The organism is Wenzhouxiangella sediminis, assembly GCF_003410055.1.
Classification (GTDB): domain Bacteria; phylum Pseudomonadota; class Gammaproteobacteria; order Xanthomonadales; family Wenzhouxiangellaceae; genus Wenzhouxiangella; species Wenzhouxiangella sediminis.
Genome location: NZ_QUZK01000039.1, coordinates 18,107 through 31,194, shown reverse-complemented (window position 1 = coordinate 31,194; position 13,088 = coordinate 18,107). Strand labels below are relative to the sequence as shown.

Below are 13,088 nucleotides of genomic sequence, written 5' to 3'. Positions count from 1 at the left end.
CTTTTGTCGTAATTGACAAAAGTGAGTCGCCGCAAGACCCCGCGAAGCGGGCCCGGGCGAAACGCCTTTGACGTGTCGAGACCCCCGTAGCGATCGGTGGCACCTACCGGACCTACGCCCCCAACGCAAGACGCGCCGGAACGAAAGAACCAAAGAACGAAAGAACGAAGGAACCAACAAACCAACTCGCCAAAACGCACCCCCACCGTGCCGCGCTAGAATCGGCCTCTCGTCAACCGATCGAGGTGCACCATGCGCAGGATCATGACCGCAGCGGCGAGCATCCTCGCCGTCCTCCCCGCCCTCGCACAGGAAAACGAGGCCGCCACGACCGCAATCGAGATTCGCGAATGGCCGGTGCCCTGGGAAAAGACCCGCCCGCGTGACCCCGACGTGGCCGCCGACGGGCAGATCTGGTTCGTCGGACAGGCCGGCGACTACGTGGCCGTTTTCGATCCCGAAGGCGAGGTCTTCGAGCGCTTCGACCTGGCCGACGGCGCCGGCCCGCACAACGTCATCGTTACCGACGACCAGGAGATCTGGTATTCAGGCAACAAGGCCGCGCACCTCGGCCGGCTCGATCCCGCAACCGGCGAAATCCACCGGGTACCCACACCGGAAGACCACGCACAGGACCCGCACACCCTGATCGAGGACTCGCAGGGCCGCATCTGGTTCACCGTCCAGTGGGGCAACCGGATCGGTCGCTACGATCGCGGGACCGGCGAGATCGAACTGGTCGGCGTCTCGCAGCCCCGCTCACGCCCCTACGGCATCAAGCTCGACGCGGAAGACAACGCCTGGGTCGCGCTCTTCGGCACCAACAAGCTGGCCCGGGTCGACGCCGAGACCTTCGAGCTGACCGAGATCGAACTGCCGCGCAAGGACGCGCGCCCGCGCCGCCTGGCCCATACCGATCGCGGCGTCTTCTACGGCGATTACGCCGAGGGATACCTGGGGCGCTATGACCCCGAATCCGGCGAGTTCAAGGAGTGGCGCATGCCCGGCGCCGACAAGTCCGGGGCCTACGCCATGGCCGCCGACGACCGGGGCCGCATCTGGTTCGTGGAAACCTGGCAGGATCCCAACCGCTTCGTCGGCTTCGACCCGGAAACCGAGCGCTTCTTCGCCATGGGCGAAATCCCCAGCGGCGGCGGCACGGTCCGCCACATGGTCTTCGACCCGAAGACGAACAGCATCTGGTTCGGCACGGACACCAACCACATCGGACAGGCAATGATCCCGCAACCCCCGGAACCTGAAACCTGAAACCTGAAACCTAATTCCTGGGCGGCCAGGGAATAAACGGCGAGGTCGTACGCTGGTATTCCCGGTAGGCCTCGCCGCGCGATTTCAGCGACTGCCTCTCGGTGTAGGGAATGCCGGACACCCGGTAGAGGAAGATCAGCATCACGACCGGCCCCAGCCAGGCGACCCACTGGTTCGGGGCGCCGACGGCCACCAGCGGATAGCTGAACCAGTGCAGCCACTCGAAGAAGTAGTTGGGGTGTCGGGAATAACGCCACAATCCCACCCGGCAGACCTTGCCCTTGCTCGCCGGATCGGCCTTGAAGGCGACGAGCTGGCGGTCGGCCAGCGACTCGCCCGCCAGGCTGATGAACCAGACCGCCACGCCGGCGATCAGCCAGACGTCGACAGCGGCGGAGGGATCGTTGACGACCACCCAGGCGGGCAGCGCGAACAGCCAGGCAACCAGCGCCTGGACCATGAAGAAGAGGAAGAAGAAAGGATTGGCCTTGGCGCCGAAATGCTCGCGCATGGTCTGGTAGCGACCGTCCTCGCCCTCGTGCCCGGACAGGCGCTGGATGAGGTGCGCGGCCAGCCGGCTCGACCAGGTGACCGCGAGCAAGGCGCCGAGCAGTTTCTTCTCGACGGCGCCGTCGCCGACGACGGCGAAACCGATGGCCTGCAAGCCGATCAGAACGGCCCAGGCGGCATCGACCCAATCGGCGCGCTTCGACCGGATCTGCCACAACCACAGGCCGGTCATCACGAGGGCGCAGCAGGCAAGCGATGTCAGTAGTTCCATCGCTCGGAGACTAGCAGACAAGCAAACGCCCGCCGTGAAGGCGGGCGTCGGCATCCGGCCGGTGTTGCTGGCCGGTCAGACAGGTGCACCGAAATGCACCGCGGGTTCCCCTTCCCGAATTCTGGTCAGGGCGCCGGCGAAATACTCAGCCGGCGACAGCGCGCAGGTTCTGTTCCTGCTCGAGCTGTACGAGCCACTCGACGACGACTTCGTCGGCGAGCAGGTTGTCGAATCCGTTTTCGTCACCGTGGGCGGACAGCTGAACGTCCTGGTCCTGTTCTGCGGCTCGAATGTTGTCGTTCATGGGTGGCACCTTTCGTCAGTTTTGCCGTTCGCAGACATAAATGCAGTTCCCGTGCCAAAGTTCGAAATCCGGCCGTTTTGGGCTTCGCCGGCCCGTTTTTGGCCAGTTTTTACCCAGGAAGTGACAGTTTTCGTCCACTGGCTGACATCCAGCGTCCATCGACCGGCATTCCGACCGGCCGGATCGGGCACAATGGGCGCCCAACGCGCCGCAGCCCCCGCCATGCCCGCCTCCCATTTCCTGTTCCTGCTGTTCATCTGCCTGCTCTGGGCGGGCAACTTCATCGCGGCGGCCTGGGCGGTGCGGGTCTTCGAGCCGGTGACGTTCACCGTCGTTCGCTTCGGCCTGGTGCTGCTGCTGCTCCTGCCCTTCCTGCGCGTTCCCGCGCGCGACCAATGGAAGACCCTGCTGGCCTGCTGCTGGACGATGGGTGCCATTCACTTCGGGCTGGTCTTTCTTGCGCTCGGCCGCTCCGAGGACGTCTCCTCGATTGCGCTGCTCATGCAGATCTACGTGCCGCTGTCGACGCTGATGGCCGTACTGCTGCTCGGCGAGCGGATCGGCTGGCGAACCACAAGCGGCATCCTGATCGCATTCGGCGGCGTGCTCGTCATGGGCCTGGACCCGCTCGTGCTGTCACAGCTCGATGTGGTGGCGCTGGTGCTGCTGTCGGCACTTTCGCTGGCAACCGGCACCATCCTGATGCGGCGCCTGAAGGGCATCGGCGTGTTCAATTTCCAGGCCTGGAACGCCCTGCTTTCGCTTGTACCGCTGGGCCTGCTGGCCACCTGGCTCGAGACCCCCTCGCAGGTCTTCGCCCTGACCTCGGAGCGTCCCGACGCGTGGCTGGCCGTGGCGTATTCGGCGATCGCCGCCTCGATCATCGGCCACGGCGGCTTCTACTGGCTCATCCAGCGTCACGAGGTCAACCGGATCACGCCCTATCTGCTGCTGGTGCCGATCCTGGCCGTTGTGCTCGGCGTGCTTTTCTGGGGCGACCGGCCCGGGCCGCGCCTGCTGACCGGCGGCGGCCTGGTGCTGGCCGGGGTTCTCTGGATCACGCTTCGCGCGCGGTGGCGGCGCCCGGCCCGGGTGGAGCCTGCGCCACCGGCCGGCTGATGAGGTTCAGAAGAGGTTCAGTACGCTGACGCATAATGGCGTCATGAAACGCCAATCCTCGGCAAGCCTATCGGGCTACGTTCTGGCCATCCTGGTGCTCTTCGTGCTCGGGACTTCTGCCGGAATCGCCCGCGAGCCCCGCGGCCAGCCGTCCTGGCCGCCGCCGAGCCACCACTACCGCCTGGAACACCCGCAGCACCGCCTGGCCTACTGGTATGCCAACGAATCCATGCGCCAGGCCCAGGAAGCCCGCGAGATGGTCTGCGGGTTCACCGGCCAGCACTGGACGCTGGACTGGGAAGTTCACTACCGCTGGGCCCTGCGCGCCGCCCCGCGCCGCGTCTACCAGCGCGTCGAAGAACGCGACCGCCACCTCGCCACCTGCCGCAGCCGCAAGCTGCGCGACTACCAGCGCCCACCCTATCGCCGGGATCCGGGCGGCTACGACCGCGGCTGACCCTGCGCGGCCGCCGGCTCGCCGCGACCCAACCCGCCGATCCGACTGACGGCCACGCCTGTTGGCAATTTCACCACACCGTGTTAATGTACTAACGCGTTATTACATTAGGCCGCCATGAAACACCACGACCCGCAACACATGCAGGCCAACCGCGCCGCCCGATCCAGCCTGGCCGAGGCCCTGCTGGCCATGCAAACGCCCGAGGAAATGCGCGCCTTGCTCAAGGACCTGACCACGCCGGCCGAACTGGAAGCCATGGTCGACCGCTGGCGCGTCGTGCGCTACCTCGACCAGGGCAAGCCCTACCGGGAGATCCACGACATCACCGGCGTGAGCGTCACCACCATCGGCCGCGTCGCGCGCTACCTTGAGAGCGGCAACGGTGGATATCGCATGGCCTTGGAGCGAATCAAGCAGGGTGGCCGCGGAAGCGAAGATCGTTCTCGCAATGGCGCCACGGCGCAAAGGACGCAAAGAGAATGAACGTTCATTGAATTCGACCACGAGATGCTGGGAGCTCCCAATAGTCGAGCCACCCAACAGTTAGTCAATATCTTTTTCCCCTTGCGAACTTCGCGCCTTTGCGCCTTTGCGAGAGGCCTTTAAGAGTTCACGAACAAAGCCAACACAATGAACCGAATTCAGATCGCCATCCAGAAATCCGGCCGCCTGGCCGACAAGTCGCTCAACCTGCTCGAGCGCTCGGGCCTGCACTTCGCGCGCAGCAAGGACAAGCTCTTCTGGTACGGCCGCAACCTGCCCGTGGACCTGCTGCTGGTGCGCGACGACGACATTCCCCGCCTGCTCGTCGAGGGCGTGTGCCAGCTCGGCATCGTGGGCGAGAACGTCGCCGAGGAAAAACTGCTCGAGGCGCGCCAGGGCCGCCCGGAGGTTCGCCTCGACAGTCTCGGCAAGCTCGATTTCGGCCACTGCCAACTCAAGCTGGCCGTACCCGAGGCCTCGAATGCCAAGTCCATCGCCGACCTGGCCGGCAAGCGCCTGGCCACCAGCTACCCGCAGCTGACCCGCCGCTTCCTCGACGAAAACGGCGTGGACGCCGACATCGTGATGCTCAACGGCGCCGTCGAGATCGCGCCCAGCCTGGGCACGGCCGATGCCATCGTCGACCTGGTCTCGACCGGCACCACCCTGAGAGCAAACCACCTCAAGGCGATCGAACCGGTGATGGCCAGCCAGGCCGCGCTCTACCGCTGCCCGCAGCGGCTCGATGCCGAGGGCGAGCAGCTGCTCGACAAGTTGCTCACCCGCATCCAGGGCGTGCAGCAGGCCGCCGAGACCAAGTACGTGATGCTGCACGCGCCGCGCTCGCGCCTGGCCGAAATCACCGCGATCCTGCCCGGCGCCGAGTCGCCCACGATCCTGCCCCTGGAAGGCCAGGACGACAAGGTGGCCGTACACGCCGTGTGCACCGAGCAGGTCTTCTGGGAACACCTGGAAGAACTCAAGGACGCCGGCGCCTCGGCCGTGCTGGTCCTGCCGGTGGAGAAGATGCTGGCATGAGCCGCACCATGACAATCGTTGCCTGGAACGCGCTCGGGCCCGACGAGCGCGAGCAACTGCTCGCCCGGCCCGCCCTGGAGACAACCGGCGAACTGCGCGCCGCCGTGGCCGACATCATCGGCGCGGTTCGCCGCGACGGTGACCGGGCGGTACTCCACTACGGCCGCCGCTTCGACGGCCGCGAACCGGTCGCGCTGCTGGCCACGGCCGGGGACCTGGCTTCGGCAAAGGACGAACTCGATCCCGAGCTCATCGGCGCCATCGACACGGCCATCGAAACGGTCACCCGCTTCCACGAAGCGGCGCGCCCCGACGACTACGCAGTGGAAACCGCACCCGGCGTGACCTGCCAGGCGCGCTGGCGCGCGCTCGACCCGGTCGGTCTCTACGTGCCGGCCGGCACCGCGCCGCTGCCGTCGACGGCGGTGATGCTCGGCGTGCCGGCCCGGCTGGCCGGCTGCCGGCGCATCGTCCTCGCCACGCCGCCCGGCAGCGACGGACGCGCCGACGCGGCCGTTCGCTACATCGCCCACCGCCTCGAGATCGACACCGTGCTGGTGGCCGGCGGCGCCCAGGCCGTGGCCGCCATGGCCTACGGCACCGAGTCGGTGGCCAAGGTGGTGCGCGTGTTCGGTCCCGGCAACCGCTTCGTCGCCGAGGCCAAGCGCCAGGCCGCGCAGGATCCCGCCGGCGCCGCCATGGACCTGCCGGCCGGCCCCTCGGAGGTCATGGTCATCGCCGATGCCACGGCCGACCCCGATTTCGTGGCCATGGACCTGCTCAGCCAGGCCGAGCATGGCCCCGATTCCCAGGTCTTCCTGGTCACCGACGCCGACGAACTCGCGCAGGCGGTCGTTTCTTCGCTTGAGCGACTCATCCCCGATCTGCCGCGCGCCGAAACGGCCCGCCGCGCGCTCGAGCACGGCGCCATCGTCACCGTCGAGCGGATCGATGAAGCGGTGCGCGTGGCCAACGACTACGCACCGGAACACCTCATCATCGCCACGAAGAACGCGCGCGAGCTCTGCGAAGGCATCACCAGCGCCGGCTCGGTGTTCCTCGGCCACTACACGCCCGAGGCCCTGGGCGACTACATCTCCGGCACCAACCACGTGCTGCCGACCGGCGGCTGGGCGCGGTCTTGCGCCGGCCTGTCGCTGACCGACTTCATGCGCCGCATGACCGTCCAGGAAGCCACGCCCGAGGGCCTGCGCAAGCTCGGCCCCGACGGCGCCCGGCTGGCCGCCCACGAAGGGCTCGACGCCCACCGCCTGGCGATCCAGCTGCGCCTGGACAAACTCGACGGGGTTCGGGAATGAACATCGCCGACCTGGCAAGGCCCGAAATCCGCGCCCTGGCGCCCTACGCCTCGGCGCGGGCGCTCGCCGACAGCGCCGGCATCCTGCTCAACGCCAACGAGAACCCCTGGCCGCCCGAGGGCGACGCCGGCCTGGGCCTCAACCGCTACCCCGAACCGCAGCCGACCGAGCTGAAGAAAAGGCTTGCCGCCTACTACGGCGTCTCGCCCGAAAACCTGCTCCTGACCCGCGGCAGCGACGAGGGCATCGACCTGCTGATGCGCGCCTTCGTTCGGCCGCACGCCGACCGGGTCATCACCTGCCCGCCCTGTTTCGGCATGTACGCGCTGTCGGCGCGCATCCAGGGCGCCGAGCTGGTCGAGATCCCGCTGCGCGAATCCGGTGACGGCTTCGAACTGGATCGGGCCGGGCTGTCGAAAGCCGGGCCGGCCAAGCTCGTGTTCCTGTGCTCGCCCAACAACCCGACCGGCGACGGGCTGGCGGCCGAGACCGTGCTCGAGCTGGCCCGCCGGCGAGCCGACGAGGGCCTGGTCGTCATCGACGAGGCCTATATCGAATTCTCCGACCGACAGTCCCTGGCTTCGCGCGTGGCGCAACAGCCCAACCTGGTCGTGCTGCGCACCCTGTCGAAGGCCTTCGGCCTGGCTGGTTGCCGCCTGGGCGCGCTCATCGCCCACCCCAAGGTCATCGACCTGCTCAGGCGCATCATCCCGCCCTATCCGCTGCCGACGCCGGCCGTGGCCGCCGCCGAAGCGGCGCTCGAGCCCGAAGCCGTGGCGGCGCGGCGCGAGCAGATCGACCTGTTGATGGACGACAAGCGACGACTGGTCCAGGCGCTGGAAACGCATCCAGCCGTCCGCCGCGTCTGGCCGGGCGAGGCCAATTTCGTGCTGGTGCGCACTACCGACGGGCCGGCCCTGGTGCGCGATGCGGCCGCGGCCGGCATCCGCCTGCGCGACCAGTCCGCTCAGCCGGGCTTGGCCGACTGCGTGCGCATCACGCTCGGCACCCCGGAGGAAAACACCGCCTTCATCGAGTTTCTTCAGGATTGGAAAGCATGAGAAAAGTCCTCTTCATCGACCGCGACGGCTGCCTGATCGAAGAGCCCGAAGACGAACAGGTCGATTCTTTCGACAAGTTCCGCCTGATGCCCGGCGTGATCCCGGCGCTGCTCGAGCTCAAGGCGGCCGGATATCGCTTCGTGATGGTCAGCAACCAGGACGGCCTCGGCAGCGACGCCTTTCCGGAAGCCGACTTCCGCGGGCCGCAGGACCTGCTGCTGCAGATTCTCGAAAGCCAGGGCATCGTCTTCGACGCCATCCACGTCGACCCGACCCTGCCGGAAGACAACGCGCCCACGCGCAAGCCGGGCATCGGCATGCTGCTCGACTACCTGCGCGACCCCCGGCTCGACCGGCAGCGATCCGCGGTGATCGGCGACCGCCAGACCGACCTGGAGCTGGCCGACAACATGGGACTGCCCGGCTATCGTATCGGGTCGGACGGCCTGGACTGGCCGGGCATCGCCCGCGCCCTGCTCGGCACCGCGCGCACCGGCGAGGTCCGCCGCCAGACCCGCGAGACCGACATCGCCGTCAAGGTCGACCTGGACGCGACCGGGCCGGTCGGCATCGACACCGGCATCGGCTTCTTCGACCACATGCTCGAGCAGGTCGCCGCCCACGGCGGCTTCGCCCTGGACCTGCGTTGCAGGGGCGACCTCGAGGTCGACGAACACCACACCGTCGAAGACTGCGCCCTGGCCCTCGGCGGCGCGCTCGACCGGGCGCTCGGCGACCGCAGCGGCATCGGCCGCTACGGCTTCCTGCTGCCCATGGACGAATCGCTGGCGCAGGTGGCGATCGACCTGTCCGGACGGCCGGCCATCGTCTTCGAGGCCGACTTCCCGCGCGAGTCCGTCGGCGGGCTGCACACCGAAATGGTCGAACACTTCTTCGCCTCCCTCGCCCAGGCCCTGCGCTGCGCCATCCACATCAAGGTCGAAGGCGAGAACACCCACCACATGGTCGAAGCCTGCTTCAAGGGCGTGGGGCGTGCCTTGCGGCCGGCCCTGTCCCGCACCGGCTCCGGCACGCCGTCGACCAAGGGGGTGCTGTGATGCTGATTCCGGGCCTGATTTATTCTCGCAAAGGCGCCAGGGCGCAAAGGACGCAATGGAAAACGATTGAATTCGATTCAGGCGTTGCCTTTGCAATAGACCATCGCTTAGTCCATTTTCCCTTTTCTTGCCTTGCGGTCTTTGCGCCATTGCGCCATTGCGAGAGGCCCTTCCAGAGCGCTCGAACATGACGATCGCGGTCATCAACTCCGGCGGCGCCAACCTCGGATCCGTCCAGCACGCCCTGCATCGGCTCGGCGCCGAATCGGTGCTGACGACCGACGCCGAAGTCATTCGCTCGGCCGACAAGGTGATCCTGCCCGGCGTGGGTGCGGCGGCCTGGGCGATGAACGCGCTCAACAAGGCCGGGCTGGTCGAGGTCATCCGCGGGCTGACCCAGCCGGTGCTCGGCATCTGCTTAGGACTGCAACTGATGTGCGAGTCGTCCGAGGAAGGCGACGTCGAATGCCTCGGCCTGATCCCCGGCCGCGTGCGCAAGCTGCAGGTCGGCAAAGATCTCAGGCTGCCGCACATGGGCTGGAACCAGGTGGACTGGGTCGGCGAAGACCCGCTCGGGCAAGGCCTCGACGGCAGCGAATGGTTCTACTTCGTGCACGGCTACGCCGCACCGGTCGACCACGCCGTGGCGATCAGCGAACACGGCCAACGCTTCGCCGCCGTCGTGCGCCGCGGAAACTTCGCCGCCTGCCAGTTCCACCCCGAAAAATCGGCGGGCGCCGGGGCGCGCATTCTGAGCAACTTTCTTGAAGCCTGAACCCCAAGAAACAAAGGGTCCACAGATGAACACAGATAAACACAGATACTGCATAAACAAGGAAGCCCGGCCGGAGTTTCGCTCACTCAAAGCTCGCACCAAGGATTCAAGCGCTGTCATGGGTGTTCTTCATCTGTGTTCATCTGTGTTCATCTGTGGACAAGGTTTTTCATGAAGTTGATTCCCGCGATCGATCTCAGGGGCGGGCGCGTGGTGCGGCTGCAGCAGGGCGATTACGAGCGTGAGACGCGCTACGACGACGACGCCCTGGTGGTGGCCAGGCGCTACGCCGACGCCGGCGCGACGCTGATTCACGTCGTCGATCTCGACAGCGCCCGTGACGGCGGCACCGCCAATCTTGCCGCGATCGAACAACTGTGCCGCGAGGTCGACGCCGATATCCAGACCGGCGGCGGCGTGCGCTCGCACGAGGATTTCCGCCGCCGCATCGACGCCGGCGCGGCCCGCGTGGTCATCGGCAGCCTGTGCGTGCGCGAACCCGCCACCGTCGCCTCCTGGCTGACCGGCCCGGATGGCGAACGCATCGTCGCCGGCCTGGACGTCAGCCCGGGCCCGGAAGGCGCCTGGTTCCCGCGCGCGGCCGGCTGGACCGAATCCGGCGACGACGATCTGTTCACGCTGCTCGAGCGCCTGGTCGACGCCGGGCTGGAACACCTGCTGTGCACCGACATCGAGCGCGACGGCATGTTCGCCGGACCCTCACTGGTGCTGTACGAATCGATCTGCGCCCGTTTCTCGTCGCTGGCCGTCCAGGCCTCCGGCGGCATCGGATCGAGCGAAGACCTCAACGAGGTTGCGCAGACCGGCGTGGCCAGCTGCATCGTCGGCCGCGCCCTGCTCGAGGGCCGGGTCGCATTGAGCGAGGTGGGCAAATGGTCGCGGTAAGGCTCATCCCCTGCCTGGACGTGCGCGACGGGCGCGTGGTCAAGGGCGTGCGCTTCCGCAACCATCGCGACATGGGCGATATCGTCGACCTGGCGCACCGCTACCGCGACGCCGGCGCAGACGAACTGGTCTTCTACGACATTTCGGCCAGCCCCCAGAAGCGCAGCGTCGACATCGCCTGGGTCGAACGCGTCGCCGAAGCGATCGACATCCCCTTCTGCGTGGCCGGCGGCATCCGCGACGTCGAGACCGCGCGCGCCGTGCTGCACGCCGGGGCCGACAAGATCTCGGTCAACTCGCCGGCGCTCGAGCGCCCGGCCCTGATCGGCGAACTGGCCGACGCCTTCGGCTCGCAGTGCGTGGTCGCCGGCATCGACTCGATTCGCGAGAACGACCGCTGGCGCGTGCGCCAGTACACCGGCGACCCGGACAACATGGTCGACCCGAGGCGCGACACGATGAGCTGGGCCGAAGAGGTCCAGCGCCTCGGCGCCGGCGAGATCGTGCTCAACTGCATGGACGCCGACGGCGTGCGCGAAGGCTACGACATCGAACAACTGAAGACCGTGCGGACGACCTGCAAGGTCCCCCTGATCGCCTCCGGCGGTGCGGGCTCACGCGAGCACTTTCTGCAGGCCTTCCGCGAGGCCGACGTCGACGGCGCCCTGGCTGCCACCGTCTTCCACTCCGGCCAGATCGCCATCCCCGAACTCAAGGACTGGCTGCGCGGGCATGGTGTTGTGGTTAGAAATTGAATGGAAGGTTTCAGGGTTCAGGTTTCAGTGTTCAGGAGCGCAGTTGGAGGCTGCTGGGGCATTGCCGAAAATCCCCAGGAACGTTGGCACCTCAACGCTGGCAGCCCCGCTGCCCCGGAACTCCGAACCGACGCGCAGCGTCATCCCGGACCCCGATCCGGGACCTCCCCACCGAAGACGCCAACCGATGGAAGGCCCCGGCTCAAGGCCGGGGCGACGATGTGGTCATCTTTTCCTGAAACCTGAATCCTGAAACCTGAAACCTGAACCCTAAAAGCACAAACGGAGCCGCCCCGAATGAACAACAAACAGGACTTCGAAGATCCGGACTGGTCCAAATCAAACGGATTGCTGCCAGCAATCGTGCAGGACGCCGACGACGGGCGGGTGCTGATGCTCGGCTACATGAACGCCGAGGCGCTCAAGGTCACGCGCTCGAGCGGGCGGGTGACCTTCTACTCGCGCAGCAAGCAACGCCTGTGGACCAAGGGCGAGACATCCGGCAACCACCTCGAGCTCGTCGATGTGCTGGCCGACTGCGACCGCGACACCCTGCTGGTGCTCGCCCGCCCGCACGGCCCGACCTGCCATACCGGCACAGACACCTGCTTCGGGAACACGCGCACTCCACGCATCGGCTTCCTGGCCGAGCTGGAACGCACCATCGCCGATCGCGCGGGCACGGATCCGGAGAAGAGCTACACCGCCCGCCTGCTGGCCGAGGGCAGCAAGCGCTGCGCGCAGAAAGTCGGGGAAGAAGGAGTGGAAGTGGCGCTCGCGGCCGCCTCGGGCGACCGCGATGAACTGGCTAGCGAGTCAGCCGACCTGCTCTATCACCTGCTCGTCTCTCTCAGGTCGGCCGGCACCGACCTGGAATCGGTGCTCGACGTCCTGATCAAGCGGCACAGGCGCTGAGTTCCGGGCTCATATCGAGGCCGCGAAAGAAGTCGCCTTCTTCTTCCTCCTCGATCGTCTCCGGGCGACCGAAGAAGTAGCCCTGGAACTGCGAAACGCCGGCCTGGCGCAGCCAGGTCACTTCGTCTTCCGATTCGACGCCGGCGGCGATCGGCTCCACGCCGAGCGCGCGGCAGCTGGCCAGTACGCCCAGCACCATGGCCTGGCGGCGCAGGCTGCCGTGAATGCCGGAGATCAGTTCGCGGTCGAGCTTGACGAACTCCGGGCGCAGGACGGCCAGGCGCTTGAGGCCGGCTTCGCCGGTGCCGAAGTTGTCGGCGGCGACGCGGAAGCCGTAGGCGTTGGCTCGGGCACGCACCTCGGCGAGCTGGCGCGGATTGCCCAGGCGCTCGAGCGAGTTGAACTCGAGCACGATCTGGTCGGCCTCGAAGCGGCTGGCGTAGACGGCCTGTGCGGTCGACTTGAGTGCCGCTTCGAGGTTGTCGGGGTCGACCTCGGTGCAGTTGATGTGCAGATCGCCCTTCAGCCCGAGACGGCTCGCCTCGCGGATCGCGCCGAGGCGGCAGGCCTGGTCGAAGTAGAAGAGGTTCTCCGAACGCACCGAAGCGATGATCTGCGCGGGCGACTCGCCTGCACAGCCACGCACCAGGGCTTCGTGTCCGACCGTCTTCCCGGTCGTTTCGTCGACCAGCGGCTGGAACGCGAACCGGATCCCGACATCGAGGACGGCCAGGTAATCTTCCAGTCGGGTGTTGATTTCGGTGTGGTGCTGCGTTCCGGTCATGATCCTTCCCCTTCCTTTGTTTTTTTGAGCCAGCGTTCTTGCCTGGGAAGAAATATGCAAA

The 13,088-nt window shown here is 66.9% G+C and carries 15 protein-coding genes; 12 read left to right on the top strand and 3 right to left on the bottom strand.

Translation table 11 applies throughout. The annotated features are described in order from the left end of the window. Positions 1-252 precede the first annotated feature (252 nt). Positions 253-1,269 (top strand): Vgb family protein, encoded by a 1,017-nt coding sequence (locus DZC52_RS10065; RefSeq protein WP_116651019.1) that lies wholly within the window; start codon positions 253-255, stop codon positions 1,267-1,269. 10 nt (positions 1,270-1,279) lie between these two features. Here the strand turns inward: DZC52_RS10065 and DZC52_RS10060 are convergent, their stop codons facing one another. Beyond that, on the bottom strand, positions 1,280-2,050 hold the full coding sequence (locus DZC52_RS10060; RefSeq protein WP_116651022.1) for a DUF1295 domain-containing protein: 771 nt from the start codon (positions 2,048-2,050) through the stop codon (positions 1,280-1,282). A 145-nt stretch (positions 2,051-2,195) separates the two neighbouring features. Then, positions 2,196-2,354, bottom strand: a complete 159-nt coding sequence (locus tag DZC52_RS15545) for a hypothetical protein (protein WP_181918891.1) — start codon at positions 2,352-2,354, stop codon at positions 2,196-2,198. A gap of 222 nt (positions 2,355-2,576) precedes the next feature. Between DZC52_RS15545 and DZC52_RS15540 the strand changes: the two genes are divergently transcribed. The 11 genes from DZC52_RS15540 to hisIE all read left to right on the top strand — a co-directional run bounded on the left by DZC52_RS15540 (position 2,577) and on the right by hisIE (position 12,243). Continuing rightward, positions 2,577-3,473: a DMT family transporter gene (locus tag DZC52_RS15540; RefSeq protein ID WP_181918890.1), complete on the top strand. Its 897-nt coding sequence runs from the start codon at positions 2,577-2,579 to the stop codon at positions 3,471-3,473. A 43-nt stretch (positions 3,474-3,516) separates the two neighbouring features. Then, complete coding sequence (locus DZC52_RS10050; protein ID WP_116651017.1) at positions 3,517-3,930, top strand: hypothetical protein; 414 nt, start codon at positions 3,517-3,519, stop codon at positions 3,928-3,930. A 117-nt stretch (positions 3,931-4,047) separates the two neighbouring features. Beyond that, positions 4,048-4,416, top strand: coding sequence for a YerC/YecD family TrpR-related protein (locus tag DZC52_RS10045; protein WP_116651016.1), 369 nt, complete (start codon positions 4,048-4,050; stop codon positions 4,414-4,416). Positions 4,417-4,563: 147 nt separating this feature from the next. Next, positions 4,564-5,454 carry an ATP phosphoribosyltransferase gene (hisG, locus tag DZC52_RS10040; protein ID WP_116651015.1) on the top strand — a complete coding sequence of 297 codons (891 nt, stop codon included), beginning with the start codon at positions 4,564-4,566 and terminating at the stop codon, positions 5,452-5,454. Continuing rightward, positions 5,451-6,773: a histidinol dehydrogenase gene (hisD, locus tag DZC52_RS10035; RefSeq protein ID WP_245960801.1), complete on the top strand. Its 1,323-nt coding sequence runs from the start codon at positions 5,451-5,453 to the stop codon at positions 6,771-6,773. Before hisG ends, hisD begins: the two co-directional genes overlap by 4 nt. Beyond that, a complete protein-coding gene (gene hisC / locus DZC52_RS10030; protein WP_116651014.1) occupies positions 6,770-7,834 on the top strand; it encodes a histidinol-phosphate transaminase in 1,065 nt (354 codons plus the stop codon). The genes hisD and hisC overlap by 4 nt, the downstream gene beginning before the upstream one ends. Continuing rightward, positions 7,831-8,892 (top strand): bifunctional histidinol-phosphatase/imidazoleglycerol-phosphate dehydratase HisB, encoded by a 1,062-nt coding sequence (gene hisB, locus DZC52_RS10025; protein WP_116651013.1) that lies wholly within the window; start codon positions 7,831-7,833, stop codon positions 8,890-8,892. Before hisC ends, hisB begins: the two co-directional genes overlap by 4 nt. Before the next feature lie 187 nt (positions 8,893-9,079). Continuing rightward, on the top strand, positions 9,080-9,667 hold the full coding sequence (gene hisH, locus DZC52_RS10020) for an imidazole glycerol phosphate synthase subunit HisH (protein WP_116651012.1): 588 nt from the start codon (positions 9,080-9,082) through the stop codon (positions 9,665-9,667). A gap of 171 nt (positions 9,668-9,838) precedes the next feature. Beyond that, entirely contained in the window at positions 9,839-10,573 is a 735-nt protein-coding gene (locus DZC52_RS10015) for a 1-(5-phosphoribosyl)-5-[(5-phosphoribosylamino)methylideneamino]imidazole-4-carboxamide isomerase (RefSeq protein ID WP_116651011.1), read from the top strand. Further along, the gene (gene hisF / locus DZC52_RS10010; RefSeq protein ID WP_116651010.1) at positions 10,561-11,328 is read left to right on the top strand and encodes an imidazole glycerol phosphate synthase subunit HisF; all 768 of its coding nucleotides are present in this window, start codon (positions 10,561-10,563) and stop codon (positions 11,326-11,328) included. Before DZC52_RS10015 ends, hisF begins: the two co-directional genes overlap by 13 nt. Positions 11,329-11,625: 297 nt before the next feature. Continuing rightward, the gene (hisIE, locus tag DZC52_RS10005) at positions 11,626-12,243 is read left to right on the top strand and encodes a bifunctional phosphoribosyl-AMP cyclohydrolase/phosphoribosyl-ATP diphosphatase HisIE (protein ID WP_116651009.1); all 618 of its coding nucleotides are present in this window, start codon (positions 11,626-11,628) and stop codon (positions 12,241-12,243) included. On the opposite strand, the gene DZC52_RS10000 is transcribed toward hisIE, so the two are convergent. Then, complete coding sequence (locus DZC52_RS10000) at positions 12,224-13,027, bottom strand: EAL domain-containing protein (RefSeq protein ID WP_116651008.1); 804 nt, start codon at positions 13,025-13,027, stop codon at positions 12,224-12,226. The two genes, hisIE and DZC52_RS10000, sit on opposite strands and share 20 nt — an antisense overlap. Positions 13,028-13,088 lie beyond the last annotated feature (61 nt).

Excerpts from the sequence above, each read along its gene's own strand:
- DZC52_RS10065 (WP_116651019.1), top strand. The coding sequence starts at position 253 with ATGCGCAGGATCATGACCGCAGCGGCGAGCATCCTCGCCGTCCTCCCC.
- DZC52_RS10060 (WP_116651022.1), bottom strand. The coding sequence starts at position 2,050 with ATGGAACTACTGACATCGCTTGCCTGCTGCGCCCTCGTGATGACCGGC.
- DZC52_RS15545 (WP_181918891.1), bottom strand. The coding sequence starts at position 2,354 with ATGAACGACAACATTCGAGCCGCAGAACAGGACCAGGACGTTCAGCTG.
- DZC52_RS15540 (WP_181918890.1), top strand. The coding sequence starts at position 2,577 with ATGCCCGCCTCCCATTTCCTGTTCCTGCTGTTCATCTGCCTGCTCTGG.
- DZC52_RS10050 (WP_116651017.1), top strand. The coding sequence starts at position 3,517 with ATGAAACGCCAATCCTCGGCAAGCCTATCGGGCTACGTTCTGGCCATC.
- DZC52_RS10045 (WP_116651016.1), top strand. The coding sequence starts at position 4,048 with ATGAAACACCACGACCCGCAACACATGCAGGCCAACCGCGCCGCCCGA.
- hisG (WP_116651015.1), top strand. The coding sequence starts at position 4,564 with ATGAACCGAATTCAGATCGCCATCCAGAAATCCGGCCGCCTGGCCGAC.
- hisD (WP_245960801.1), top strand. The coding sequence starts at position 5,451 with ATGAGCCGCACCATGACAATCGTTGCCTGGAACGCGCTCGGGCCCGAC.
- hisC (WP_116651014.1), top strand. The coding sequence starts at position 6,770 with ATGAACATCGCCGACCTGGCAAGGCCCGAAATCCGCGCCCTGGCGCCC.
- hisB (WP_116651013.1), top strand. The coding sequence starts at position 7,831 with ATGAGAAAAGTCCTCTTCATCGACCGCGACGGCTGCCTGATCGAAGAG.
- hisH (WP_116651012.1), top strand. The coding sequence starts at position 9,080 with ATGACGATCGCGGTCATCAACTCCGGCGGCGCCAACCTCGGATCCGTC.
- DZC52_RS10015 (WP_116651011.1), top strand. The coding sequence starts at position 9,839 with ATGAAGTTGATTCCCGCGATCGATCTCAGGGGCGGGCGCGTGGTGCGG.
- hisF (WP_116651010.1), top strand. The coding sequence starts at position 10,561 with ATGGTCGCGGTAAGGCTCATCCCCTGCCTGGACGTGCGCGACGGGCGC.
- hisIE (WP_116651009.1), top strand. The coding sequence starts at position 11,626 with ATGAACAACAAACAGGACTTCGAAGATCCGGACTGGTCCAAATCAAAC.
- DZC52_RS10000 (WP_116651008.1), bottom strand. The coding sequence starts at position 13,027 with ATGACCGGAACGCAGCACCACACCGAAATCAACACCCGACTGGAAGAT.